23 protein-coding genes are annotated in these 26,566 nt (G+C 57.0%); 20 read left to right on the top strand and 3 right to left on the bottom strand.

Going from position 1 to position 26,566, the window contains the following annotated elements; genetic code table 11:
- The first annotated feature begins 8 nt into the window (after positions 1–8).
- The 8 genes from ACKGJP_RS24315 (at position 9) to ACKGJP_RS24280 (ending at position 8,043) form a co-directional block, all read left to right on the top strand.
- On the top strand, positions 9–1,547 hold the full coding sequence (locus tag ACKGJP_RS24315) for a TCP-1/cpn60 chaperonin family protein (RefSeq protein WP_409341376.1): 1,539 nt from the start codon (positions 9–11) through the stop codon (positions 1,545–1,547).
- A 27-nt stretch (positions 1,548–1,574) separates the two neighbouring features.
- Positions 1,575–2,177: a nucleotide exchange factor GrpE gene (gene grpE / locus ACKGJP_RS24310; RefSeq protein ID WP_409341375.1), complete on the top strand. Its 603-nt coding sequence runs from the start codon at positions 1,575–1,577 to the stop codon at positions 2,175–2,177.
- A gap of 56 nt (positions 2,178–2,233) precedes the next feature.
- The gene (gene dnaK, locus ACKGJP_RS24305) at positions 2,234–4,081 is read left to right on the top strand and encodes a molecular chaperone DnaK (RefSeq protein WP_409341374.1); all 1,848 of its coding nucleotides are present in this window, start codon (positions 2,234–2,236) and stop codon (positions 4,079–4,081) included.
- Positions 4,082–4,224: 143 nt separating this feature from the next.
- On the top strand, positions 4,225–5,352 hold the full coding sequence (gene dnaJ, locus ACKGJP_RS24300) for a molecular chaperone DnaJ (RefSeq protein WP_409341373.1): 1,128 nt from the start codon (positions 4,225–4,227) through the stop codon (positions 5,350–5,352).
- Positions 5,353–5,478: 126 nt separating this feature from the next.
- Positions 5,479–5,655 (top strand): YfhD family protein, encoded by a 177-nt coding sequence (locus ACKGJP_RS24295; protein ID WP_409341372.1) that lies wholly within the window; start codon positions 5,479–5,481, stop codon positions 5,653–5,655.
- Between the two features lie 101 nt (positions 5,656–5,756).
- Complete coding sequence (locus ACKGJP_RS24290; RefSeq protein ID WP_409341371.1) at positions 5,757–6,161, top strand: hypothetical protein; 405 nt, start codon at positions 5,757–5,759, stop codon at positions 6,159–6,161.
- Positions 6,162–6,341: 180 nt separating this feature from the next.
- Entirely contained in the window at positions 6,342–7,343 is a 1,002-nt protein-coding gene (gene prmA / locus ACKGJP_RS24285) for a 50S ribosomal protein L11 methyltransferase (RefSeq protein ID WP_409341370.1), read from the top strand.
- A gap of 10 nt (positions 7,344–7,353) precedes the next feature.
- Complete coding sequence (locus ACKGJP_RS24280; RefSeq protein WP_409341369.1) at positions 7,354–8,043, top strand: site-2 protease family protein; 690 nt, start codon at positions 7,354–7,356, stop codon at positions 8,041–8,043.
- Between the two features lie 77 nt (positions 8,044–8,120).
- On the opposite strand, the gene ACKGJP_RS24275 is transcribed toward ACKGJP_RS24280, so the two are convergent.
- Entirely contained in the window at positions 8,121–8,480 is a 360-nt protein-coding gene (locus ACKGJP_RS24275; protein ID WP_409341368.1) for a hypothetical protein, read from the bottom strand.
- A 227-nt stretch (positions 8,481–8,707) separates the two neighbouring features.
- Between ACKGJP_RS24275 and ACKGJP_RS24270 the strand changes: the two genes are divergently transcribed.
- The 4 genes from ACKGJP_RS24270 (at position 8,708) to deoC (ending at position 12,414) form a co-directional block, all read left to right on the top strand.
- Complete coding sequence (locus ACKGJP_RS24270) at positions 8,708–9,475, top strand: 16S rRNA (uracil(1498)-N(3))-methyltransferase (RefSeq protein ID WP_409341367.1); 768 nt, start codon at positions 8,708–8,710, stop codon at positions 9,473–9,475.
- A 3-nt stretch (positions 9,476–9,478) separates the two neighbouring features.
- On the top strand, positions 9,479–10,831 hold the full coding sequence (mtaB, locus tag ACKGJP_RS24265) for a tRNA (N(6)-L-threonylcarbamoyladenosine(37)-C(2))-methylthiotransferase MtaB (protein WP_409341366.1): 1,353 nt from the start codon (positions 9,479–9,481) through the stop codon (positions 10,829–10,831).
- A 467-nt stretch (positions 10,832–11,298) separates the two neighbouring features.
- Positions 11,299–11,727: an NUDIX hydrolase gene (locus ACKGJP_RS24260; protein ID WP_409341365.1), complete on the top strand. Its 429-nt coding sequence runs from the start codon at positions 11,299–11,301 to the stop codon at positions 11,725–11,727.
- Entirely contained in the window at positions 11,728–12,414 is a 687-nt protein-coding gene (gene deoC / locus ACKGJP_RS24255) for a deoxyribose-phosphate aldolase (RefSeq protein WP_409341364.1), read from the top strand.
- A 20-nt stretch (positions 12,415–12,434) separates the two neighbouring features.
- Here the strand turns inward: deoC and ACKGJP_RS24250 are convergent, their stop codons facing one another.
- Positions 12,435–13,529 (bottom strand): Na/Pi cotransporter family protein, encoded by a 1,095-nt coding sequence (locus ACKGJP_RS24250; protein WP_409341363.1) that lies wholly within the window; start codon positions 13,527–13,529, stop codon positions 12,435–12,437.
- On the opposite strand from ACKGJP_RS24250, the gene ACKGJP_RS24245 reads away from it, so the two are divergent.
- Both ACKGJP_RS24245 and ACKGJP_RS24240 read left to right on the top strand, forming a co-directional pair.
- Positions 13,513–14,913, top strand: coding sequence for a class I SAM-dependent rRNA methyltransferase (locus tag ACKGJP_RS24245; RefSeq protein ID WP_409341362.1), 1,401 nt, complete (start codon positions 13,513–13,515; stop codon positions 14,911–14,913). The two genes, ACKGJP_RS24250 and ACKGJP_RS24245, sit on opposite strands and share 17 nt — an antisense overlap.
- Before the next feature lie 147 nt (positions 14,914–15,060).
- Positions 15,061–15,558, top strand: a complete 498-nt coding sequence (locus tag ACKGJP_RS24240; RefSeq protein ID WP_409341361.1) for a CcdC family protein — start codon at positions 15,061–15,063, stop codon at positions 15,556–15,558.
- A 195-nt stretch (positions 15,559–15,753) separates the two neighbouring features.
- On the opposite strand, the gene ACKGJP_RS24235 is transcribed toward ACKGJP_RS24240, so the two are convergent.
- A complete protein-coding gene (locus ACKGJP_RS24235; RefSeq protein ID WP_409341360.1) occupies positions 15,754–16,440 on the bottom strand; it encodes a metal-dependent hydrolase in 687 nt (228 codons plus the stop codon).
- 292 nt (positions 16,441–16,732) lie between these two features.
- Here ACKGJP_RS24235 and fni point away from each other — a divergent pair, with 292 nt between their 5' ends.
- The 6 genes from fni (at position 16,733) to addA (ending at position 26,502) form a co-directional block, all read left to right on the top strand.
- A complete protein-coding gene (gene fni / locus ACKGJP_RS24230; RefSeq protein WP_409341359.1) occupies positions 16,733–17,869 on the top strand; it encodes a type 2 isopentenyl-diphosphate Delta-isomerase in 1,137 nt (378 codons plus the stop codon).
- Positions 17,862–18,155 (top strand): hypothetical protein, encoded by a 294-nt coding sequence (locus tag ACKGJP_RS24225; RefSeq protein WP_409341358.1) that lies wholly within the window; start codon positions 17,862–17,864, stop codon positions 18,153–18,155. Before fni ends, ACKGJP_RS24225 begins: the two co-directional genes overlap by 8 nt.
- Positions 18,142–18,270, top strand: coding sequence for a hypothetical protein (locus tag ACKGJP_RS24220; RefSeq protein WP_409341357.1), 129 nt, complete (start codon positions 18,142–18,144; stop codon positions 18,268–18,270). Before ACKGJP_RS24225 ends, ACKGJP_RS24220 begins: the two co-directional genes overlap by 14 nt.
- A gap of 236 nt (positions 18,271–18,506) precedes the next feature.
- On the top strand, positions 18,507–18,755 hold the full coding sequence (locus ACKGJP_RS24215) for a hypothetical protein (RefSeq protein WP_409341356.1): 249 nt from the start codon (positions 18,507–18,509) through the stop codon (positions 18,753–18,755).
- A 108-nt stretch (positions 18,756–18,863) separates the two neighbouring features.
- A complete protein-coding gene (addB, locus tag ACKGJP_RS24210) occupies positions 18,864–22,619 on the top strand; it encodes a helicase-exonuclease AddAB subunit AddB (RefSeq protein ID WP_409341355.1) in 3,756 nt (1,251 codons plus the stop codon).
- Positions 22,606–26,502 (top strand): helicase-exonuclease AddAB subunit AddA, encoded by a 3,897-nt coding sequence (gene addA / locus ACKGJP_RS24205; RefSeq protein ID WP_409341354.1) that lies wholly within the window; start codon positions 22,606–22,608, stop codon positions 26,500–26,502. Before addB ends, addA begins: the two co-directional genes overlap by 14 nt.
- Positions 26,503–26,566: the final 64 nt, after the last annotated feature.

Raw genomic sequence — 26,566 nt, 5'->3', positions numbered from 1 at the left:
GGCCCAGGATGAGTCAACCGAAGCAGTCCCCTCAAGAGGGGGAAGAACGGTTCGCCACGCTGCAGAACAATGCCGGCGCTGTCCGCGCGATCTGTTCGGCGGTGGAAGGCACGTTAGGTCCGAAGGGGCTCGATACGATGCTCGTCGGCAGCCAAGGCGATGTGCTCATCACGAATGACGGCGTCACGATTTTGGAAAAAATGGACGCTTCGCATCCTGCGGCCCGGCTGGTGATTCAGGTCGCGCGCGCCCAGCAGGAAAGAGTCGGAGACGGCACGACGACCGCCACCGTCATTGCCGGGGCGCTCGTCCAGGAAGGCGTGGCCCAGGTATTGCGGGGCGTGCCTCCCGCTAAGGTCGCGCAGGGGATTCAAGAAGCCGTGCGCGTTGCCGTAGCGAGCTTGTCGGAGCGGACGCGAAGCATTGCGAGTCTCGACGATCCGATGCTTCGCCGCATCGCCTATATTGCCGGCCGCGAGCACGAGGACATTGCGGCGCTCGTCTTGGAGGCGGCCAGTCAGGTCGGCGAGCGGCAGCTTCGCAGCGAGACCTTCCGCTTGGCCGAAACGTTCACGTCCGCTTCGAACGGAGCGAATGAAGTATGGCCGGGCATCCTGATCAACAAAAAGCTTTCGCCGCCTTACCGGGATTCGGCAGAGCGTTCTGGCGCCGTCATCGTACTGGTCGATGCGCTCGAGCCGGAACAGCTGGATGAGGAAGCACTGGTAACCGAGTCCGGATTTAAAGCGCATATGGAGCAAAAAAAGCAGTTTCTCCTGCATTTGCAAAAGCTTGCTGCGCTGAAGGTCGCGCTCGTCGCGATCGAACGGGGAGCGGATCCGGAAGCCGAGCAGTTTTGCGAAGATAACGGCATCATGCTGCTGCAGCGCGTCGCCGGAAGAGACCTGCAGAGGCTATGCGAGATGGCCGAAGCGAAGCCGCTGCGGCGTTCCGCGCTGAAGAAGCCAGCCGACGAACTTGCGGCATCGCTCGGTCAGATCCGCCATATCCGGTACGATGAAACGCTCGGACAAGTCCGGCTCTCCGGCGGCAGCGGCAGAAGCTTCGTAACCGCGATCGTGACCGCGCGCACGAAGGATGTGGCAGGCGAGAAGCTGCGCATCGCGAAAGATGCGGCGGCGGCCGTACAGGCTGCCTTCCAAAGCGGTTATGTACCGGGAGGCGGTACGATCGAGCTTGCGCTCTCCCGCGAGCTGGAGCGCCGCCGCGAAGCGGTTACCGGAATGGAAGGCTTCGGCATGGAAGCGGCGGCTCAGGCTTTGCGCAAGCCGTTTTCGCAAATCGTGACGAATGCCGGCTTCAATCCGCTTGAGAAGGTGGAGGAAGCGCGGGCGGCTCAACTCGCGGAGGGGATCGATTCCATCGGCATCGATTGCGATACCGGCAAGCTTATCGATTGCGAGAAAGCGGGGATCGTCGATCCTTCCATCGTCAAGCTGCATGCGCTGCAAGCGGCAGGCGAAGTGGCGGGAGCGGTGCTTCGCATTCAAACCGTGGTAAAAATGAAAACGAATCATGATGGGTAAGAGCCTTATTAAGGAGGTGAACATATCTTGAAAGAACAGGATAAAAACGATCAAACGATAACGGAGGAATCCGTTGATACGGCTGCCGGCGAATCGGAAAGCACTACATATGACGCTTCCGAGCCCGAAGCCGCTTCCGAAGCAGGCTCCGCCGATTCCGGCGAAGCCGATCAGAGCGATCCGCTAGATGAACTGCGCAAGCAGGCTGACGAGCATTATCAACGGTATTTGCGTACGCAAGCCGATTTTGATAATTTCCGCCGCCGTTCCAGACTGGAGAAGGAAGACTTTGCGAAATACGCTTCTATGAAGCTGATCGAGCAGCTGCTTCCCGTCGTAGATAATTTTGAACGCGCGATTTCGACAACAAAAGAATCGCAGGATTTCGCCTCGCTCGTCAAAGGGATCGAGATGACGTTCAGGCAGCTCGATCAGGTTCTCGTCCAGGAAGGGCTTACGCCGATCGAAGCGGTCGGACAGCCGTTTAACCCGGAGCTGCACCAAGCGATCATGCAGGTGGAATCCGACGAGCATGAAGACGGCACCGTCGTCGAAGAAATGCAAAAAGGCTACATGCTGAAAGAAAAAGTGCTTAGGCCGTCTATGGTCAAAGTCAGCACTAAAGGATAATCCGCAAAAGCTCCAAAACAAATAATCAAGCCCAATCAGGGAGGTTAACCACGATTATGAGTAAAGTTATTGGTATTGACTTGGGAACGACCAACTCCTGCGTAGCGGTTATGGAAGGCGGCGAAGCCGTCGTCATTCCGAATCCCGAAGGAAACCGCACAACGCCATCCGTAGTCGGCTTTAAGAAAGACGGCGAGCGCATTACCGGCGAATCCGCCAAACGCCAAGCGATCACGAACCCCGACCGTACGATCAGCTCGATCAAACGTCATATGGGAACGAATCACAAGGAAACGATCGACGGCAAAGATTATTCGCCGCAAGAAATTTCCGCAATGATTCTGCAAAAGCTGAAATCCGATGCCGAAGCATACCTCGGTTCGACCGTTACGCAAGCGGTTATTACGGTTCCCGCTTACTTTAACGACAGCCAGCGTCAAGCGACGAAGGATGCAGGCAAAATCGCAGGCCTCGAAGTGCTGCGTATCGTCAACGAGCCTACGGCTGCAGCGCTTGCTTACGGTTTGGACGACAAAAAAGAAGAGACCGTTCTCGTATTCGACCTTGGCGGCGGTACGTTCGACGTTTCGATCCTCGACCTTGGCGACGGCACGTTCCAAGTTGTGGCGACAAGCGGCGACAACCACCTCGGCGGCGACGATTTTGACCAAGTGATTATCGATTACTTGGCTGCCGAATTCAAAAAAGAACACGGCATCGATCTTTCCAAAGATAAAGGCGCCGTACAGCGTTTGAAAGACGCAGCGGAAAAAGCGAAAAAAGAGCTGTCCGGCGTTCTGACGTCGACGATTTCGCTTCCGTTCATCACGATGGTCGACGGAGTGCCTCAGCATTTGGAGATGAATCTGACGCGCGCCAAATTCGAGGAGCTTTCCGCGAACCTTGTAGAACGCACGCTTTCGCCTACTCGTCAAGCGCTGTCCGACGCCGGACTGTCGCCTAACGACATCGACAAGGTCATTCTTGTCGGCGGATCGACTCGTATTCCTGCCGTTCAAGAAGCCATCAAGAAGCTGATCGGCAAAGAACCGCACAAAGGCGTTAACCCGGATGAAGTGGTTGCCCTCGGTGCAGCCGTTCAAGCGGGCGTTCTGACCGGAGACGTGAAAGACGTCGTTCTTCTCGACGTTACGCCATTGTCCCTTGGTATCGAAACGGCCGGCGGCGTGTTTACCAAAATGATCGATCGCAACACGACGATTCCGACAAGCAAATCGCAAGTCTACAGCACTTACGCCGACATGCAAACAAGCGTGGAAATTCACGTGCTGCAAGGCGAGCGCTCGATGGCGTCCGATAACAAAACGCTGGGCCGGTTTATGCTGGGAGATATTCCTCCTGCACCGCGCGGCGTACCGCAAATCGAAGTTACGTTCAACATCGACGCCAACGGTATCGTTAACGTTACCGCGCTCGATAAAGGTACAGGCAAAAGCCAAAACATCACGATCACCTCTTCCAGCGGCCTTAGCAGCGAAGAAGTGGACCGCATGATGAAAGACGCGGAATCTCATGCCGAGGAAGACCGCAAGCGTAAAGAAGTCGTCGAGCTTCGCAACTCGGCCGATCAGCTTGTGTACACGACCGACAAAACGATCAAGGATCTTGGCGATAAAGTCGATCCTGCGGACGTCGAAAAAGCGAATGTCGCAAAAGAAGCGGTCAAGAAAGCGCTGGAAGGCAGCGATGCCGACGAGATTAAAAAAGCGACCGACGAGCTGAGCGAAATCGTTCAGCAGCTTTCCATGAAGCTCTATGAGCAAATGGCGGCGCAGCAGCAAGCGCAAGAAGGGCAAGCGGAAGGCGGGCCTGAGGGCGCAGCGCGCGGTAAAGAGAACGTCGTGGACGCGGATTACGAAGTCGTCGACGAGAACAAAAAGTAAGTCGAAGACCGGCACGGACAGACTGACGGTAAGCTGTTTGAGGTGCGGTTTCTGAAGAGTCAAAGCCGGTGTGCAATCCGGCTTTGACTTTTCGTTCGAATCATGGTAAGTATCTTTAGGGTTGTTTTATCGGGGGTGGACAAGTGAGCAAGCGCGATTATTACGAGGTGTTGGGAGTCGGCAAGGACGCTTCGGGGGAAGATGTGAAGAAAGCGTACCGGAAGCTGGCCCGCCAGTATCATCCGGACGTCAACAAGGCGTCGGATGCGGAAGCGAAATTCAAGGAAGTGCAAGAAGCTTATGAAGTCCTGAACGACGATCAGAAGCGGGCCACGTACGACCGTTTCGGCCATGTCGATCCTAACCAAGGCATGGGCGGAGGCGGCTTTAACGGAGCCGATTTCGGCGGCGGCTTCAACGACATTTTCGATATGTTCTTCGGCGGCGGAGGCGGCGGACGGCGTAATCCGAACGCGCCTCAGCGAGGCAGCGACCTGCAATATTCCATGACGATCGAATTCAAGGAAGCGGTGTTCGGCAAGGAGCTTGACATTACGATTCCGCGCACGGAAAACTGCGACAGATGTCACGGATCCGGGGCGAAGCCGGGAACGAAGCCGGAAACCTGTACGGTTTGTAAAGGCTCCGGCCAGCAGGAAGTCATTCAGAACACGGCTTTCGGGCGGATCGTCAACCGGCGGGTATGCAGCGCTTGTAACGGTCAAGGCCAGATTGTCAAAGACAAATGCGGCGAATGCCACGGCAACGGCAAAATTAAAAAGCAGCGCAAAATTCACGTCAAAGTGCCGGCCGGCGTCGATGACGGCGCGCAGCTTCGCGTTTCCGGAGAAGGCGAGTCAGGGGCGAAGGGCGGTCCTCCGGGCGATTTGTACATCGTAATCCGGGTGAAATCGCATGAATTTTTCGAACGCGAAGGCGACGATATTTACTGCGAAGTGCCGCTTACATTTGCTCAGGCAGCGCTTGGCGACGAAATCGAAATTCCTACGCTGACCGAAAAGGTGAAGCTGAAAATACCTGCAGGAACCCAAACGGATACGTATTTCCGCTTAAAAGGGAAAGGGGTTCCCAAGCTGCGCGGCTATGGGCAAGGCGATCAACACGTCAAGGTAGTCATCGTCACCCCGACCAACTTGAGCGAAGAGCAAAGAGAACTGCTCCGCAAGTTTTCGGGATTGGGCGGAGAGCATACGCACGAGCAGAATCAATCGCTGTTCGAGCGGATGAAAAAAGCGTTTTTGGGCGATTGACCGAATAATAGGGAGCATGGAAAAGCTGCGGCGATTCCTGCTCTTTTTTTTGCATAGAAATCGGTAAGCGAAGCATAATAAGACGGTGCCGTCAAAAGCCAAGCTTGTCGAAGGGAGGGAAATGGAATGGCAAACAACAATAACCGCGAGCAACAGCAAGCGAACCGTAACCTGCCGACCGGAGCAGCGGAGGACGTAGAATTCTCCGAAGCTTTCGCAGACGCGGACGACCGCGAAGCGGCAGAACGCGCTGCTGCGGCTAACAACCGCCAAGCGGGACAATCCGAACAGTCCGAACAATAAGAGACAAAAATAGCTTTCCTGCAGGAAAGACAGCGGCAGAGCCTGACGGCTTGCCGTTATGAAATCCTTTTCCCGCAGAGAAGTTTAAGGAGGTCGGCCGTATGCCGGAAAAAGCGATTATGGCATATTTCCATAGTCCGGAGGAGGCATCCGGGATTGCGGCTAAGCTTGCAGCCCTAAGGGTAACGGAAGTGAAGGTCGGCCGTGTCGAGGGATTTCCCATCGATCACGCTTATGAAGGGATGTTTCCGGTAACCGGATACGTTTCGGGACTGCCTGGATTAACGACGGACGCCTCGCTCTCTTTGCCGGATACGGCCGTCCTGCTATCCGCCGATCCGAACGCCAGCGGCATGAGCGGAGGAACGGATTTACTAAGCCGTGACGACGAAAGCGCGGGCAATTCCGCATACGCGACAAGAAACATTGCGTTGACCGCAATCGTGGACGAAACGATATTCGATAAGGCGTGCCGGCTGATCGAACAGGGCGGCGGGATGATGTAAGAAACGGAACGTACATAGACGCCAGAAGCAAAGCGCGGCCGGTTCGACCGGATCCCGCTTTGCTTTTTGTTTTGCGTTTTGTTGCGGTTTTTTGTATAGTACAATAAGGTTTGTGTGAGTTGGGATTTCCTGCAAAGCGCTGGAACGGCTTTGTCGATACGAAGAATGGGAGTGTTTATTTTGCGCTGGCATGAACTAACGGTATATACGACCGAAGAAGCGGTCGAAATGATTTCAAATTTCATCCATGAGCTGGGAGCGGGCGGCGTTTCGATCGAAGAATCGGGAACGCTTAACAAGCCTCGCGATACGTCGTTCGGACAATGGTTCGATTTGCCGTTTAACGATATTCTCGAAGGGAGAGCCGTCATTAAAGGCTATTTCGCAGACGGCTCGGACATGGCGGAGGCGACGGCCGAGCTGAAGAGAAGAATCGATGAGCTTGCCGATTACGGCATCGATACGGGGAATCCGGAAATCGACACCAAGGATGTCGACGACGACGATTGGGCGCATGCATGGAAAGCTTATTTCAAGCCGATCCGCATAACGGACCGTCTTACGATAAAGCCGACATGGGAACCTTACGAAGCGCTGCCGGAGGAGCTTGTAATCGAACTGGATCCCGGCATGGCGTTCGGCACGGGCACACATGCGACGACATCGCTCTGTCTGCAAACGCTCGAAAAAGTGGTGCGTCCCGGAGATTACGTCATCGACGTCGGCACCGGCTCCGGTATCCTGTCCATTGCGGCTGCTAAGCTGGGGGCCAAGCATGTGCTGGCGCTAGACTTGGATCCGATTGCGGTTTCGAGCGCCAAAGAAAATTCTACGCTGAACGGACTGGATTCGAGCATTACGGTCGTGGAAAGCGATTTGCTGCAAGCGCTTCGTGCGGGCGGATTGCTGCAAGAGGAGACAAGCGTCCCGAATCAGCCAAGCGGCGAACTCGGCGTTAAGCTGCCTGTCCAGGTTGTCGTGGCCAACATTTTAGCGGAAGTCGTTATCCTGTTCGTCGATGATGTGTACCAAGCGCTTGAACAAGGCGGCGCCTACATTGCTTCAGGCATTATCAAAGCGAAGCAGCAGCTGGTCGAAGATGCGTTGACGGCAGCCGGCTTGACGGTGGAAGAGCGCTATTACGAACTAGATTGGGTGGCAATCGTCGCCAGAAAGAAGTAGGTGATCGAATTTGGGAGGACTGCTGTTTTACGAGTGGGACAAGGTGCCGTTCGTCTTTTTGGCGCTGGTGATCGGCTTTACCATTCATGAATTCGCGCATGCTTACACGGCTTACAAGTTCGGCGATCCGACTCCGAAGCAAATGGGACGGGTGACGCTGAATCCCCGGTATCATCTCGATGTTTTAGGTACGATTCTTATTTTTCTCATAGGCTTCGGCTGGCCGAAGGGCGTTCTAATCGACCGCCGCAATTTCAAAAATCCGCGTCTCATGGATATCATCGTGACGGCCGCGGGTCCGGTAAGCAATCTGATCATCGCGTTCATCGGTATGTTGCTCGCCTATTCGCTGCAAACCATCGATTTGCAAGCTGCCATCACGCCAGGCGGCGCTGACGCGGTATACATCTTTCTAGGGCTCCTGATTAATCTGAATATGATGCTGTTCATCTTCAACCTGATTCCGCTGCCGCCGCTGGATGGCTATGCGATCGTCAAAAACTTTTTGCCGCTGCGCGTCCAGCTTCAGCTTTCCCAGTATGAGCAGTGGGGCGTTTATGTATTTTTGCTGATCGTTTTCCTGCCGCCGCTCAAAAACGTGACGATCGTGCCGTTGTATTCGCTGTCCAATTCCATACTGATGGGAATGAACGACCTGCTCGCCTCGATTTTCGGATTTTCGATTTTACCGCAAATATAATGCGCTTAGAAAGCTGCCGCAATTCGGCGGCTTTTTGTTTCATCCGGTGCTCCATGCAAATAGGATTGATATCGGCTCTATCGTTTCGGGAAGTCGATTTCCATATCGCGAACGCCGATCTTGGAGGCTAGGAAGCGGATGTCTTCTTTCGTGGCGCACTGCTCCGCCGATGATAACGAAGACGTTCCGGACAAGTCCGGCCTGCATCGCCTTCGTGCATCCGCCCCGAGTTTCTGTCTGCGTTCATCCGGATGCGTAAACCGTTCGCTCCATTCTCTGCCTATAACGTACATTTCATTGTGCAAATTGTCGATGCGAATATGCAGCCGCTCGATTTGCTCGTTCAGTTTGTCGAAGCGGTCCATTAGCTCGCCCCTGAGCGAACCGGATTCTTCTTTCACGATGGACCGGATTCTTTCAAGCACTTCCTGTTCCATGAGTGAGCCGCCCTTCCGAATGTGATTTATAAATATGATTATAACGGAATGTAACGGAATAATCGAGATGATTTGATATTTGATTTGCGAACGATTGCGTTGTAAATGAGGCTGGAGTACGAAGCTTCATTCGAAGCACTCGTACAGGTATTTCGTGTCAAGAGTGGCATTCCGGCTATAAAAGTTGTAAGATGTAGGTTGGAACTTTTGTAAAGGCAGGATGCGAAATGCAGCGATATTTTATTACGCCGGATCGGTTCGGTACCGATCGGGTGTCGGTAACGGGCGATGACGCCCATCATTTGACCCGCGTTATGCGGGCTCAGGTCGGGGACAAATTCATTTGCAGCGACGGGCAGAACCGGGAAGCGCTGGCCGAAATCACGCAGCTTGGCAAAGATGCGGTCGAAGCGGCGATCGTTGAACTTCTGCCGATGACCAGCGAGCCGGCTATCCAAGTCTGGGTCGCGCAAAGTTTGCCCAAGGGCGATAAAATGGAAACGGTCATCCAGAAAGGGACGGAGATCGGGGCAACCCGCTTTATTCCGTTCATTTCGGAGCGGACGATCGTACAATATGACGAACGCAAAGAATCCAAACGGCTTGAACGCTGGCACAAAATCGCCAAAGAAGCGGCCGAGCAAGCCCACCGCAACCGCATTCCGGTTATCGAGCCGATGCATAGCTGGAAGCAGCTGCTGAGGCGTGCGGGGGACGTACAACTGGCGCTCGTTTGTTACGAGAAGGAAGGCCAGCTGCAGCTGCGCGAGCTTCTCCGCGGAGCGCTTGGCAGGCAGTCCGTAGAACCGTCCGATCAGCACTGCGTGCTCCTTATCGTTGGCCCGGAGGGCGGGTTTACGGAAAAGGAAATCGCCGAAGCCGAAGAGGCGGGCATCAAGTCGATCAGCTTGGGAAAACGCATTTTACGCACGGAAACGGCGGCTCTGGTCGGCGTTACGTGCATTTTATATGAATCCGGAGAGATGGGGGGTTGACATATGTCGACGGTTGCATTTCACACGCTTGGCTGCAAGGTTAACTTTTACGAAACCGAAGGCATCTGGCAGCTGTTCAAAAACGAGGGCTACGAGCAGGTCGATTTCGAACGGACGGCAGACGTGTACTTAATTAATACGTGTACGGTGACGAACACGGGGGACAAGAAGAGCCGGCAGGTTATCCGCCGCGCAATCCGCCGCAATCCCGAGGCGATCATCGCCGTAACGGGCTGCTACGCGCAAACGTCGCCTGCCGAGGTGGCAGCGATTCCCGGCGTCGACATCGTCGTTGGAACGCAGGACCGCGACAAAATCATACCGCTTATCAAGCAGTTTCAAGCGGAGCGTACGCCGATCAACGCCGTTCGCAACATTATGAAGACGCGGGAATTCGAAGAACTGGACGTTCCCGAGTTTTCCGACCGCACGCGCGCGTTTTTGAAAATTCAAGAAGGCTGCAACAACTTTTGCACGTTCTGCATTATTCCATGGTCGCGCGGCCTGCTCCGCAGCCGCAAGCCGGAGAGCGTCATCCAGCAGGCGAAGCAGCTCGTCGACGCCGGCTACAAGGAAATCGTCCTGACCGGTATCCATACGGGCGGCTACGGCGAGGACATCGAAGGCTACAGTCTGGCGAAGCTGCTCTGGGACTTGGACAAAGTGGACGGCATCAGCCGCCTCCGTGTCAGTTCCATCGAAGCGAGCCAAATTACCGACGAGGTGCTTGAGGTGCTGAAAGGGTCGGACAAAATGTGCCGCCATTTCCATATCCCGCTACAGGCGGGGGACGACAACGTATTGAAGCGCATGCGCCGCAAATATACGACAGCCGAGTTCGGACGCAAAATCGAGCTGATTCATAAAATCATGCCGGACGCCGCCATTACGACGGATGTCATCGTCGGGTTCCCGGGGGAAACCGAAGAGATGTTCCGGAACGGGTACCGGTTTATGGAGCAAATGCAATTCGCCGAAATGCACGTGTTCCCTTACTCGAAACGTACCGGAACGCCGGCTGCGCGGATGGAGGATCAGATCGACGAGGAAATCAAAAACGCCCGCGTCCACGAGCTGATCGATCTGTCCGAGCGGATGCAGCTGCAATATGCGAAGCCTTTCGTCGGTCAAGTGCTGGACGTCATTCCGGAGCGCGCCTACAAGGAAGCGCCGGGCAGCGGCTTGATCATGGGCTATACGGACAACTATCTGCAAGTCGTGTTTGAAGGACCGGAATCGATGATCGGGCAGCTCGTCAACGTCAAGATCACCGAAGCGGGCGTCAACGAGTGCAAAGGCTCGTTCGTTCGTACGCTGGCGCCAGCTCCGGGAATGAAAACGGCGGCTTTCGTTTAATCGTCTCGCGTCTGTCGCAGAGGTTTTGAAGACTGCGGAGCGGTGCGCTTGTTGCGGCGGGATGTTTTTTGCAGGGGTTCATTTTGGAAATAAGGGTAAACTGGTACTAGCGAAGCTCGGCCTCCGGCCGGTCATAAAGCTTGGGTAGGAAGGATTTCGTTTCCGGCTTTTTCGGGGGATGAAATCCTTCTCTTGTCCCAGGCGTACATAATGGGGCTCCTTCTTGATTCCGCAAGTAGAGGACTGTTAGGACGCTATTCGGAAGGAAGGGCAGCTGCAAAAAGAGATAGCAGGTTTTTGAGGCCTTATTTTTCATATAAGGGGTATTCCCATAATGAATCCTCAGATTCTTATGAGGCGTTAAAATAAAGACTCTCAATTATTCGAAGCTTCTTACAAAACGATTTCCCGCCGGCAATCTCTGATTTAGCGTTTGTTTGCGGGGATCACTACAGGAGGATGGGAACGTGAAGGAAATATCGGCAGGCGGTGTGGTGTACCGGCATAAAGACGAGGCGCTGCAAGTGCAAATGATACAGGATCGTTACGGCAAAATCACGTTGCCTAAGGGCAAGATGGAGCAGGGCGAAACCGTCGAACAGACGGCATTGAGGGAAATCTTAGAGGAAACGGGCATCGAAGGACGAATCGTCGAGCCGCTCGAAACGATCGCCTATCAATTTACGCTGCCGGAGATCGGCGTCGTCGACAAAGAGGTGCACTACTATTTGGTTGAAGCGACCGGCGGCGAGCTGCAGGCCCAAATCGAAGAAATTCGCGGCGTAGAGTGGCTCCATCCGCTTGACGCTTGGCAAAAGCAAAAGCATGCCGGATACGGCAATAACGAGTCTGTGCTGCGTAAAGCGCTGCAGCGGCTCGGCTACGAGGTGAACTAGATGACGGGGACCGCGGAAGGAAAATCGCTTGCCTCTTATATCGATCATACGCTTCTTAAGCAGGACGCCCGCGCCGAAGCGGTCGAAAGGCTTTGTAATGAAGCGGTGGAATACGGGTTCTACAGCGTTTGCGTGAACGGCGGCTGGACGCGGTTTTGCCGGGAGCGGTTGACCGGTTCCGGCGTGCGGATCAGCGTCGTTGCCGGATTTCCTCTCGGCGCGGCGAGCGGGGCGGTGAAAGCGTTTGAAGCGGCCGATGCCGTAACCAACGGCGCTTCCGAGATCGATATGGTCTTGAATGTCGGCCGGTTGCTGGACGGCGAGTACCAGGCCGTCGAACAAGATATTCGGGGCGTCGTCGAGGCGGTGGACGGAAGCGCACTGGTCAAAGTCATCTTCGAGACCGGCCATCTGAACGACGAGCAGAAACGAATCGCCTGCAAGCTCAGTGAACAGGCGGGCGCGCATTACGTGAAAACGTCGACCGGTTTCGGACCCGGCGGCGCGACGGTAGGCGACATCCGGCTTATGCGTGCGTCGGTTTCGCCGGCAATCGGCGTCAAAGCATCGGGCGGCGTACGGGATGCGCAAGCCGCGCTGGCGATGATCGAGGCCGGCGCGACGCGCATCGGCACGAGCTCGGGCATCGCGATCGTAACCGGAACGTCAGGCGGGACAGCCTACTAAGGGAATGACCGTCTTCTTGACTACTGTGTCTTCAATCTGCCCCACACGGATAAATAACAGAACGGCAGGGCGAGCAGCGAGCCGACGATGTTAAAAATCGTCTGGGCATGGGCCACCTGCTCGGCCGGCGTGGAAGCAAACAAGCCGGTAAATGCGGCGAGTGCGGCGATAAACGGATAAAACAGCGCGGCCCCCGCTACGTTAAGCGCGACGTGGCTCCACGCGACCCACGTGCCGGCGCGGCTGCCGCCGATGCTTGCGAGAAGCGCCGTGACGCACGTGCCGACGTTGGCGCCGATCGTGATGGCGATGCCGAGCTCAGGCGTGATCGCCTGAGAAGCGGCCAAGCCCATCGCCATCACGATGATCACCGCGCTCGAATGGATGAGCGCGGTGATCGCGGCGCCCGCCATGACGCCCCATAGGTCGCTGTGCTGCGCCTGCTGGACGAGCCATGCAAAGGCCCCCCGCTCGCGCAGAGCGGGTATGGCCGTCTGCATGGTCTCCATGCCCATCAGGACGCAGGCGAAGCCGCACAGCGCCAGGGCGCCATGGCGGAACGAGCGGGCGGCGCGCAGCGCCCGCTCGTTCGTCGGCGCGAGCACGGCCGCCAGCGACGCGAGCAGCCAAACGGCGGCTCCGCCGGCGAACAGCGGCACCGCGTACCTGGCGATGTCGAGGCCGAGCAGCTCGGTCGTCAGCGTCGTGCCGATGTTCGTGCCGAGGATGATCCCGAGCGACTGGGGGAAGCTCATCAAGCCGGCGTTGACGAGCCCGATCGTGATGACGGTTACGGCCGTGCTGCTTTGCAGCGCTGCGGTAAGCGCCGTCGAGGTGAGCATGCCGCGCGCGGGAGTCCGCGTAAACCGCTCCAGGAAGCGCTGCAGCCGGTTTCCGGCGAGGGCGTGCAGCGAAAGCTCCATGACCTTCATGCCGGTAATGAATATGGCGAGTCCCATGACGAGCGGAACGATTATGGAATGCAACATCGCTGCTTGTCTCCCTTCCATTGCAATCATCCCATTATATGCTTGGCCAACCGCAGGAATGACGGAAGGAAGCGAGTGAATGTTAGAGAACGGAGAGGAAAACCGACTAATGATCCTATTAAACAAACAGCGTAAAAAAAGACTGGAGCAAGGCCATCCTTGGATATTCCGGAGCGAAATCGACCGGGTGGAGGGCGAACCCGCTCCCGGGTCGCTCGTGCCGATCCATAATCATAAAGGCGCTTATTTGGCGACGGGCTACTACAACCCGCAATCGCAAATTGTCAGCCGCGTCGTCTCCTATTCGCCGGTTGCGGATATGGATAAAGCTTTTTTCACGGAACGGTTCAAACGATGCTTGGAGCTTCGCCGCCGTTTCGTAAAGAACACGGATTCGTTTCGTCTGGTTCACGGCGAAGCCGACATGCTGCCGGGGCTCGTCGTCGATAAGTTTGCAGACGTGCTGGTGGTGCAGCTGCTCACGTTCGGCATGGATAGCCGCCGCAGCGTCATAGCGGATGCGCTCGTCGACCTCCTGCAGCCTGCCGGCATTTATGAGCGCAGCGACGTTTCGGTGCGGGAGCTGGAAGGGCTGGCGCAAACGAAAGGACCGCTATACGGACAATGCCCGCGTCATGTACGCATTGTAGAAAACGGCCTCCAGCTTGAAGTGGACATCGAGGAAGGGCAAAAAACGGGGTACTTTTTCGACCAGCGCGAAAACCGCGCTTCGATCGAACCGCTCATGACCGGCTGGGGACGGCGTAGCGGCATCGAGCTGAAGGAGAATCCCGAGGCGGCAGGCGCGGATGCAGCGTCCGAAGAGACACGGGCAAAAGAAGAAGCGGCTCGTCTCGTACCCGTAAACGCTAACGGCAAAGTCGTCACTTTCCCTTATTGGGACGGCGCGAACGTGCTGGAATGTTTCTCGCACACCGGAAGCTTTACGCTTCATGCTTGCAAATATGGCGCCAAAAAGGTCACATGCCTCGACATTTCCGAGCATGCCGTGGAGAGCGCCCGCCGTAACGTAGCGCTAAACGGCTTCGAGGACCGCGTCGAATTCGTCGTCGCAGACGCCTTCGATTACTTGCGCGAGCAGGTGCGCGGAGTGGATCAGCGCATCCAGCGCGGGCAAGCCGGCGAGAAGAAGGTGGACACCTCCAAGCCGCTCGACAAGGGCGGACGAACGTGGGACGTCGTCATTTTGGATCCGCCCGCCTTCGCCAAGTCGCGCGGCGCGGTCGAGGGCGCATGCCGAGGGTATAAGGACATCAACCTGCATGGGATGAAGCTGGTTAACGAAGGCGGCTTTCTCGTGACGGCAAGCTGTTCGTATCATATGAAGCCGGAGCTGTTTTTGCAGACGATTCAGGAAGCGGCCGTCGATGCGGGCAAACGGCTCCGACTGATCGAGTGGCGCGCCGCAGGCAAGGATCATCCGCACGTTCTCGGCGTGGACGAAGGAAACTACTTGAAATTCGCGATTTTCGAGGTAACGAGCAAATAGAAATAAGGCGGCTGTAGCGACGAGCTACGGCCGTTCTTACTTTCGTCAGCGCAGAAGGTGCAAAAAGTCATTTGTGCGGGGCGTCTTCCCGGAGTTACAATTTACGTATAAACGTTTCATTCAACTTTCGGGATAAAGGTGATCCTAATGACGAACAATTCCGCATTCTACATGGTAATTCTCATTTTCGGCCTTGTGCTTTGGCGCAGGACGAGAGCGATGCGCGTGCCGATCAAAGGCTCGGGAATCCGCATTTTTTTGCCGCTTCTATTCATGTCTTTCGGCTTCTTGCAGCTGTCGAACCCGGACATTCACGTGACGGTCGCGGAAGCGGCAGTTACGGTAGCGCTCGGTCTGCTGCTTTCCGTACCGATGATCCTGACGACCAATTACGAGCTGCGCGAGGACGGCAACATATATGCGAAGCGAAGCAAAGCATTTGTCGCTGCGCTTGCCGGACTGCTGATCATCCGCCTAGGTTTGCGCAGTTATATCGGCGGTATCGACCAATCGACGCTCATCTTCCTGTTCTTCCTGCTGGCGGTCTGTTATTTGGTGCCGTGGCGCGTGGCCAGCTTCGTGAAATACCGCAGCGTCCTTCGAATGAAGACGACTGGCGGCGTCGGATCCGACGCCAGTCTGTAAAATTGGCAATCATAAAAGAGCCGGCAGCGGACGCGAGCGTCTGTCGCCGGCTTTTATGTATGACGATTCAAAACGTATCTTTCCATGATATTCATCTGCATTTGCGGAAAGCTTCGTCTCTCCGGTAACAGCATGTGGTATCTAAAGTTTTGTTATCATAGTTGTTTGCATGCTCGCGTAAGTCTATTGCGTATTCTAGGCTTCTGCCGCGTGGCCCGGCTCAAGGGCGATGCCGCGTAAGCCTTTGGCTTCCAAACGTTCCACCCAAGCGCGGGCGTCCTGCTTGATCCCCGGAAACGTGCTGTGGTGAACCGGGATGGAAAGCTTTGCATGAACCCATTCGGCCGCCTGCAGGGCGTCATCCGGTCCCATTGTGTAAAAATCTCCAATCGGCAGCGCGCAAACGTCAATGGCATGACGGTCGCCGATCAGCTTCAAGTCGCTGAACAAAGCGGTATCGCCGGCATGATAGAACGTTCGGCCGCCCATCGTCAGCAGCAGGCCGGAGGCTTGACCGCCGTAAAGAAGCGTGCCGTCATCGGCTTGGATGCTGGAGCTGTGGAACGCCTGCGTCCATTTAAGCGAGCCCCACTCGAACGAGCAGCTGCCGCCTGTATTCATGCCGATCGTTTTAGCGCCCTTAGCGGCGAAATAAGCGGCGATTTCAAAATTCGAAACGATGGGACAATCGTTGGCAAGCGCGATCGCAAGAGCGTCCCCGATGTGGTCGGAATGGCCGTGCGTCAGTAGGACGGCATCCGTTTTCACGTCTTCCGCTCTCATGGCGGCAAGCGGGTTCCCAGTCAGAAAAGGATCGATGACAACGCGGCGTCCGTCCGCTTCCACCATAAAACACGAATGACCCAAATACGTAATTTTCACCGAGTAGGCTCCTCTCAATTTCCAAAAATGGCATGTCTGCTTCATTATACCTTATTTCCTTGTCGGAATAGACATGTCCTATTGTCGCCGGTGAAAAAAGACAGGCTGAACTCCCTGAGGTGTCATAGCTGCCGATCGGCCTTAGGGCGGAAACCGCCCGGTACAAGCGTGATTCTTTGGAAAAGCGGCGCGTTGTGTTATGCTAGAACCAGTAGATTTCCGGGGAATGGCGAAGCGGCTGTAAGAGGCTGGAACGACCGGAAAAATGGGGGATAACCGAGAGGGGAAGCACATGAAAGCAGAGGCAGGTTTGAGCGGCCGGAAGCCCGAGACCGAGCAGGAAGAAGGCGCGGGCGTATATGATGACGGCGCTACCGTAACCGAAACGAGAAAGGCGGAGCACATTGACATTTGCTTGCACCGGGAGGTGAGCGGGGAGCGGATCCGCACCGGCTTCGAGCGATACCGCTTTCGCCACAATGCCATACCGGAGCTAAGTTTGCCGGACATTTCGCTATCGACCGTTTTTCTGGATAAAACGCTGCGTGCTCCCTTGCTCGTCAGTTCGATGACCGGAGGAACGAAGGAAGCGGCAGCAATTAATCGGCGTCTGGCCGCCTCGGCGGAACGGCATGGATGGGCAATGGGGCTTGGCTCTATGCGTGCGGCCATCGAACGAGAGGAATTGGCTGATACGTTTCGTATCCGAACGATTGCTCCCTCGATCCCCGTCATCGCTAACCTCGGAGCGGTTCAGCTCAATTACGGCTATGGCGTCGATCATTGCAGACGCGCCGTGGAGCTCGCGGAAGCGGACGCGCTCGTCCTTCATTTGAACAGTCTGCAGGAGGCCTTCCAACCGGAAGGCGATACGGATTTCCGTCAGCTGCTCAGCCGGATCGAATCGGTTTGCCGGTCGCTGCATGTCCCTGTCGGCATTAAGGAAGTAGGCTGGGGAATCGACGGCGCAGCCGCGCGAAGGCTTAACGAAGCGGGGGTATCGTTTATCGATGTGGCAGGCGCGGGAGGCACGTCTTGGAGCCAAGTGGAGAAGCACCGGTCACGCGATGCGGTGCGCAAGGCGGCTGCCGAAGCTTTTGCGGATTGGGGGATTCCGACTGCGGTATCCGTTCGCGAGGTAAGAAAGGCCGTGCAGGAAGCGGTCGTGATCGGCAGCGGCGGGGTGCAGAACGGTGTCGACGCGGCCAAGGCGATTGCGCTCGGCGCGGATTTGGCCGGCTTCGGCCGCTCGTTGCTGGCCGCTGCCGTCGATTCGGAGGAACTGATCGATCGCTTGTTCGATAGACTGGAGCTTGAGCTTCGCATTGCGATGTTCGGCATAGGCGCGGGAAGCATTCGCGAGCTTAAGGAGACGGACCGGCTCGTACGGACGGCATTCGATTTGGAGGACGGTGACAGGTTTGGGTAAGTGTCCGTATCATACGCTTACGAGCGTATTTCCGTTTTTTGGAAAGATGAAGCCGCAGAAGCAGGGAAGTTTGGCGGAACAGGCGCAAGCATCGGAAGCGACGCTTGCGGCGATGCCGAACAGCGAGCTCGCGGACCAAATCAAGATGATTGCTTTGACTATCGATGATTTGCGGATCATGAAAGCCATTCAGCCGCTAATTGAAGCGAATATCGGAATCGGCGGAAACGAGAGCGGTATTCGACGATATTTTGTCCTCGATGGACGGGAATTTGGTAGACATTAACAAGCTGGAGTTAGAAATCGATTCACTAGTCCGTACGATCGAGGAAATCGGTGAATCCGTATCTCGCGTTTCGGTTTCTGCGGAAACGCTGGATGAAACGACGAAAGCGTTGTAAAGACGTTCAGACAGGACGCGGAGGGCCGGTTTCTGGCCGACGGCGAACTGTCTTTTATTTATTTATTTATTTATATATGTATCAGACCTGGTTTGACTTGTTTCAGCCGTTCTTGGAAACGATTGCGTGTTGCAATAGAGCGAATTATTGCTACGCTTGGTATAATGGACTATACGCTCCGAGCAAGGCGATCGCCTGCGGAAGCGGCAACGGGATAAAGGAGTAGCGATTCGAGTATGAGCAAGATGCGAAAACGTTTCGCGGCAATCGGCGCCGCATTCGGAATTGCGGCTTTGGCTTCGGCTTTGGTTGCGTTAATCGGACCTGCGGTTCAAGCTTGCGCCTGCGAGGGGGAAGATCCTTCGGCCGGCTGGCTGCAAAATATGGCGGGCTGGGTGTTCTTCGGATTTATTATCGGCGTCTTTCTCCTATCGATGGTGCTGTTCACGATCGTCATGATCCGCAACAGCAAGCGGAAGCAATAGGCGGCGGGTTTACGAATCGGTGCAGGAAGTGCCGTTCTTTTCCTGTGGCCGCTACAGTGACCCGATCGGCAGGCAATATGATAGAATACTAGATTTTTAGGAGGCACCATGACCATACGGTTTGTACTCGGAAGATCGGGCAGCGGCAAAAGCAGGCGTTGTCTCGACGACATCCGGCAGCGGCTGCTGGAAGAGCCGGACGGCCGTCCGTTAATATGGCTCGTTCCCGAGCAAGCGACGTTTCAAGCAGAGCATGCGCTTGTTTCGACCCCGGGTTTGAAAGGCTTGATTCGCGCACAGGTGCTCAGCTTTCGCCGACTGGCCTGGCGCGTCATGCAGGAGACCGGGGATACCGCGCGCGTTCCGATTGGCGATACGGGCAAAATGATGCTGCTTCAGCGCATTTTACATAAGCGTCAGGAAGAGCTGAGGCTGTTTCACGCCTCCGCGGAGCAAATCGGCTTTATCGAACGGCTTCACTCTCTGTATAGCGAGCTGAAGCGTTACGGCGTGTCTGCGGAAGGGCTGGACAGCCATCTGCTAACCCTTAATCCGGAGCATCGGGATGAGGCGGTTACGGGGACTTCCCGGCAGCGAGGCAACCGCGGCATTTCCTCCCTGCTGTCGGACAAGCTTCATGATCTATCGGTCGTGCTGCGCGATTACGAGGAGGAGCTTGCCCGCCATTATTTGGACGGCGAGGATTATTTGGCGCATTTGGCCGCACGGCTCGGAAACTGCGAATCGGTAAGGGAGGCCGAGGTGTGGGTCGACGGATTTTTCGGCTTTACGCCGCAGGAGCAAGCGGTTGTCGCCGCTTGCATGAAGCATTGCCGGGGCGTGACGGTTTCGCTGTGCCTCGACAGGCCTTACGTCGCGGGCGAAAAGCCGCATGAGCTCGATTTGTTTCACCCGACGGCGATGACGATGGTCCGCTTGCAGGAGCAGATCGAAGAGATGGGTTGCGGAACGGCTGAGGTCCTTATGCTTGACGGAGAGATTTTGCCGCGCTTTAAAGAAAGTCCGATGCTCGCGCATCTGGAGCGGAACTACGATCTGCGGCTGTCGCGGCGCAAGGCGCTGTACCCGGTTGAAGCGCAGGAAGAACGCGAACCCGCGGGCGAGGGCGTGAAAGTCGCTGCCGCGGGCATCGGCATTTACGCCGCCGTTCATCGCAGGGCGGAGGTGGAGAGCGCCGCCAGACATATTGTCGGGTTGGTTCGCGACGGCGGACTGCGCTGGCGGGACGTCGCCGTGCGCGTACGCAATATCGAGGAATACGGCGAGCTGCTGTCCACGGTGTTCGCCGATTACGGGATACCTTGCTTTTTCGATCAAAAGCGCACGGTGATGCATCACCCGCTCATCGAGCTAATCCGCTCGTCGCTTGAGGTCGTGCGGGGTCGCTGGCGGTATGACGCCGTATTCCGCTGCGTGAAAACCGATTTTTTGCTGCCGCTTGAAACGGAAGGGGCGAATTCCCCTGCAATCGGCCGCCATGCGATGGACGAGCTCGAAAACTATGTGCTGGCTTACGGCATACAAGGAAGCCGCTGGACCGACGAGAGGTTTTGGCGCTCCAAAACGAGCTTTTCGCTCGAAGAAGCGGCGGATGCGGCTGTTCAGAGCGAGCGGAGCGAAGACGGCTTGCAAGCGGCGGAGAGCAGCGGGAAAGCCGGCGGCCGGGAGGAGCAGGCATTGCGCAATCTGCTCGCCTGCCGGGATGCGGTCGTGAACCCTCTCGCCCGGTTCGAGGAACGAATCCGCGAGGCAGAGAACGCCCGCCAAATGACCGAGGCGTTATACGCGCTTTTAGTGGAAGTTCATGCGCCGGAGAGGCTGGAACGGTGGAGCGAAGCGTGCATCGCCGGCGGACTGCCGGAAAAAGCACGCGAACATGCGCAAGTATGGGACAGCGTCATCGATATATTTGACGAGCTGGATGAGCTGATGGGCGGTGACGAGCTGTCCGTCGACTGGTTCGCCGAGCTGGTGGAGACCGGGCTCGAGAATATAAGGCTCGGACTCGTGCCGCCTTCGCTCGACCAAGTGCTGATCGGTAGTATCGACAGGACCCGTTCCGCTCAAGTCAAAGCTTCCTTCGTGCTGGGCGTAAGCGACGGCGTGCTTCCGAAAGCGATGAACGAAGACGGCGTGCTCAGCGAGAACGAACGGGAAGCGCTGCTCGCAACCGGTCTGCCGCTTGCCGAAAGCAGCAGGCGAAAGCTGCTCGACGAGCAGTTCTTAATTTATACGGTGCTGTGCGCCCCTTCTCATTATTTGTGGCTCAGCTATCCGATGGCGGACGAAGAAGGCAAGTCGCTTCTTCCTTCGGAAGTCATTAAGCAGGTAAGATCGCTGTTTCCGGGCTTCAAGGAAAAGCTTCTGCTCGGCGAGCCGGCGGCCGGAATGCCGGAGGGGGAGCAGCTTGCTTTCGTCGCCCATCCCGAGCGCGCGCTCTCCCATTTGCTTGTTCAACTGAAGCATGCGATGCGCGGGGTGCCGATCGAAGGGCTTTGGTGGAACTTATACAATTGGTTTATCCGTCAGCCTGAATGGCGAACGCGACTAAGCGGACTGGTCGGTGCGCTTTATTATACGAACGAGGAGCGGCCGATAACCCTCGAAACAAGCAGATTGCTTTACGGCAGCCATTTGCGGGCGAGCGTCTCGCGGATGGAGCGATTCGTCGCCTGCCCATTCTCGCAGTTTGTCTCCTACGGCTTAAAGCTTCGCGAGCGCCGCATTTACCGGCTCGAGGCTCCGGATATCGGGCAGCTGTTCCATGCGGCGCTCAGCTTGCTGGCCAAGCAGCTGAAGCAGGAGAGGCTGGCTTGGGGGTTAATGTCGCCCGAGCAGCTTGCCGAGCGCGTGGACGGTATCGTCGACCTGCTCGCACCGCGCCTGCAGGGGCAAATTTTGCTAAGCTCCTCACGTTACCGGTATATGACCCGGAAGCTGAAGGATGTGGTCGGGCGCGCCTCCGTCGTTTTGGCCGAGCATGCGAGAAGGGGAGCGTTCGAACCGGCTGCGCTTGAGCTCGGCTTCGGTCCCGGTGAAGCGCTGCCTTCGTACCGGATCGAGCTGGACAACGGATTTTCGATGGAACTGGTCGGCCGGATCGACCGGGTGGACAAGGCGGCAGGCGAACGGGAAACGTACGTGCGCATTATCGATTATAAATCGAGCCCGACGTCGCTTCGCATGTCGGAGGTGTATTACGGCCTCTCTCTCCAAATGCTTACGTATTTGGACGTCGTGCTGACGAATGCCGAAACGTGGCTCGGAACGGAAGCGCAGCCTGGGGGCGTGCTTTATTTCCATGTGCACAATCCGATGATTGCCAGCAGCAATGCGCTGCCTCCGCAGGCTGTCGAAGCGGAGATGCGCAAACGATTCAAAATGCGGGGGCTCGTACTGGCCGATCTGGAGGCGGTAAGGCTGATGGATGGCGATCTGGCCGACAAAAACGGCCATTCCGACCTGCTTCCGGTTGCCGTCAAAGCGGACGGCGGGTTTTACAAAAGCGCCTCGGTGGCGACCGGCGAGCAGTGGGAGCAGCTGCGCGGACATGTACGGCGCGTCATCGGGCGCATCGGGACGGAAATCACGAACGGCCATTGCGCCGTCGAGCCTTTTCGAATGGGCAAAAAGCTGGCATGTACGTTCTGCTCCTACAAGCCGGTCTGCCAATTCGATGCCGGCTTCGAAGGGAATGGCTTCGAGCTGCTGGAGGAAAGAAGCAAGGACGATGTTTGGCAGGCGGTCGGCGAAGCGCATGCCGGTCATGCAGGCGGTACCGCTGCAAGCAATGTGATCGTCTTGCCGAAACGGAAAGGAGGGGAGCCGATTGACAACGATTAAAACGAAGCCGGCCGGCAGTACGTGGACCGACGACCAGTGGAGCGCCATCGTAAGCCGCGGCGAGCATCTGCTGGTCGCCGCCGCCGCAGGTTCGGGCAAAACGGCGGTGCTTGTCGAAAGGATCATAAGACGCATATCCGATCCGGACGACCCCGTCGACGTCGACCGGCTGCTGGTGGCGACGTTTACGAAAGCGGCGGCTTCCGAAATGCGCGAGCGTATACGCGATGCGTTGGAGAAGGCGCTGCTCGAGCAGCCGGATTCGGATCATTTGCGCCGCCAGCTTGCGCTGATCGGGCGCGCTTCGATTACGACGCTGCATTCGTTCTGCAAAGATGTCATCGGCCGATATTTTCAGCTCATCGATCTTGACCCGGGCTTCCGCATCGCGAACGAAACGGAAGCGGATCTCATGCGTCAGGACTTGCTGGAGGAGCTGATGGAATCGTTCTACACCGATTCGGAAGCGGACAGTCCGTTCTTCCGGCTTATTGATTCGTTCGGCGGAGAACGCAGCGACGTGCCGCTTATGCTGCTTATTCAGAAGCTTTATGACGAGTCGCGAAGCCATCCGAAGCCGGAACGCTGGCTGAGCGAGATGGCATCCGGCTTTGGCGCCGCCGGACAAAACGGCTCGAATCCGTGGCTGGCCAGCCTGCTGGCGGATGTAAGTCTGGAGCTGGAGGGAATGACCGGCCTGCTGCACGATGCTGCGCGCATATGCCGGGAGCCGGGCGGACCGGAGCCGTACTTGGCTGCTGTCGAGGAAGAACTGGCCCAGCTGGGAAGGCTTCGCGAAGCTTGCGGAGCGTCCTGGGATCTTTTGTATACGGGCATGCAGTCGGCTGCGTTCGGCCGCTTGAAGCCGTGCAAGGGCGATCATTATGATAAAGCGTTGCAGGAGCAGGTAAAGACGCTCCGCGACGGCGCCAAGGAGCAGCTGGGCAAGCTGCGCACGGAGCTGTTTACGCGGACGCCGGAGCAATATATCGATGAGCTTCGCGATATGGCGCCGATCATGGAAACGCTGGTAGATCTCGTGCTCCGTTTCGGAGAGCTGTACCAGCAGGAGAAGGCGGCGAAGGGGCTGCTCGATTTTGCCGATTTGGAGCATTATTGCTTGCGCATTCTATCGAGCTCCGATTCGTCCGACGAGGAGCCGATGCCTTCGCAGGCCGCGCTGGATTACCGCAGCCAATTTGTTGAAGTGCTGTTGGACGAATATCAGGATACGAACAGGGTACAGGACGCGATCGTAGCATTGATCGCTAAGGATAAACCCGGCAACCGTTTTATGGTCGGCGACGTAAAGCAGAGCATCTACCGGTTCCGGCTCGCGGAGCCGGGACTCTTTCTCGAAAAATACCGCACCTACGAGAAGGAAGGCGGAGGCGCAGGCATGCGTATCGATCTGGCATGCAATTTCCGTAGCCGGAAACAGGTCGTCGACGCCGTGAACTTCGTGTTCAAGCAGATGATGAACGAAGCCGTGGGCGAGGTTGCGTACGATCGCAGCGCAGAGCTCGTCTATGGGGCTAATTATCCGGAAACGGGCGATTACGCCGCAGACATGGCTGTAGAGCTGCTTCTGCTCGACAAGTCCTCCCAGGAATCGAGCGGGGAAGGTTCGGGTGGGGCTTTCCAGCGCTCCGAGGACGGTGCAGACGAGGAGGAAGGCCAAGACCAGGGGGATTCCCCGGACGAGGCGCCGGAGCTCGAAACCGCGCAAATGGAGGCGCGGACGATCGCCCTGCAAGTACGAAAGCTGCTGGGACTGGACGGCGATCAGCCGATGCTGGTGTTCGACAAGAAAGCGGGGGGCATGCGCCGGGCAACCTTTCGCGATGTCGTCATTCTGCTTCGCGCCACGCAAAGCTGGGCGCCGCTCCTCATCGAGGAGCTGAAGCGGTTCGGCATTCCGGCTTACGCGGAGCTAAGCACCGGATATTTTGCCGCAACGGAAGTGGAGGCGGTGCTGTCGCTGTTGAAGGTGATCGACAATCCGTTTCAGGATATTCCGCTTGCGGCCGTGCTTCGCTCGTCGCTCGTGGGGCTGACGGGCGAGCAGCTTGCGAAGGTTCGTCTGGCGCGCAAAGGGGACGGTTTTTTTGCCGCTCTGCTTGCTTATGTGCAGGAACCGGACAACGCTTCAGGCGAGGACGATCCGATTCGTTCGCGGCTTAGCCGTTTTCTGGAGCAGCTCGATGCCTGGCGCCAAGAGGCGAGGCACGGCGCGCTGGCCGATTTAATCTGGCGCATCTACCGGGAAACCGGCTACTACGATTACGTAGGCGGCTTACCGAGCGGCGTGCAGCGGCAGGCGAATTTGCGCGCGTTGTACGATAGGGCGAGGCAGTACGAGGCGACTAGCTTCCGCGGCTTGTTTCGCTTTCTCCGTTTCGTCGAACGGATGCGGGACGGCGGAGGCGATCTCGGCACGGCGCGCGCGCTAGGCGAGCAGGAGGATGTCGTCCGGATCATGTCGATCCACAAGAGCAAGGGGCTCGAATTCCCGGTCGTCTTCGTCGCAGGCTTAGGCAAAATGTTCAACCAGCAGGACTTGAACGGCAGCTTCCTGCTTCATAAAGATTTGGGCTTCGGTCCAAGGTATGTCGATACGGCGCTGCGCGTCAGCTACCCGACGCTTCCGATGCTGGCGATCCGCCGCAGAATGCGGCTGGAGACGCTGGCGGAGGAAATGAGGGTGCTTTACGTGGCGCTGACGCGAGCGCGGGAGAAGCTTTTTTTGCTCGGTACCGTACAATCGCTGCAGAAGCAGCTCGAGCGATGGGGACGTCAGCTTTCCTGCGATACGGTCGAGCTGCCCGATCACGAGTTGGCTAAAGCGCGCTGCTATCTGGACTGGCTCGGTCCTGCGCTGATTCGCCATCCGCACGCCAAGCCGCTTCGGGAGCTCGGCGGACTGGAGCCTCCGAAAGCGATGCTGTGGCTCGGAACGGAACCTTCCGTATGGCGCTTCTCGCCCGTACGCCCTTCATTTGCCGAAGCGGAGGCCGCGGCGGCCGGCGAGCGGCAGCTCGATTTGGAGGAGAAGCTCGCGGATTTGCGGGAGCTTCGCCCGGTCGTTAACGCCGCTGCGGCCTCGCTGAGCGAGGTGGACAGGAGGCTGGCATGGCAATACCCGCACGCCGAAGCTTCCCGTCTTTTCTCCAAAACGAGCGTTACCGAAATGAAGCGCCTGCACGAGCGCGCTGCGGCAAAGCAGGAAGCCTTCGCGGACGACGCAGGCTGGCCGGCCGCACAGGTGGAGCCGAAGCTCCTCCGGAACGAGAACGGGACATATGCTGCGGCAGCCGGTACGGCTTTCCGCAGACCCCGCTTTATGGAGCGAAAGCAGCTGACGGGCGCGGAGCGCGGAACCGTTTATCATGCGGTGATGCAGCATATTCCGCTTGGCGGTAAGGTCGATGAGGAAACGGTAACGACGACGGTCGCGGAGATGCTGGACAAACGGCTATTGACCGGCGAGCAGGCGGAAGCGGTTGACGGCAGCGTCATCGCCTCCTTTTTCTCCGGAGCGCTGGGCAAGAGGCTGTTGAACGCGAAACGGGTGCTGCGGGAAACTCCGTTCAGTTACGGGCTGCATGCCGGAGAAGCCTATCCCGATGCGGACCGGTCGGCGGCGGAGGAAACCGTCCTGATCCAAGGGGTAATCGACTGCTTGTTCGAGGACGAGCAGGGCCTCGTGCTGCTCGACTATAAGACCGACAGAACGGAAGGTCTCGATCCGGCTGCATTGAGAGAGCGTTACAAGGTCCAGCTGGAGCTGTATGCGAGGGCTGTCGGACACATTTGGAAGCGTCCGGTTAGCGAAATGTATCTGTTCTTTTTTGACGGCGGGTATGTACTTGATGTAAAGTGACTAGTAGGGATAAAAAGCGCAATAGCGGATACGCCATGAAAATGACGAGTTTCGTCGAATAACG

This window comes from Paenibacillus litoralis (assembly GCF_046244365.1).
Lineage (GTDB): Bacteria > Bacillota > Bacilli > Paenibacillales > NBRC-103111 > Paenibacillus_V.
This window is presented reverse-complemented; position numbering and strand designations above follow the sequence as displayed.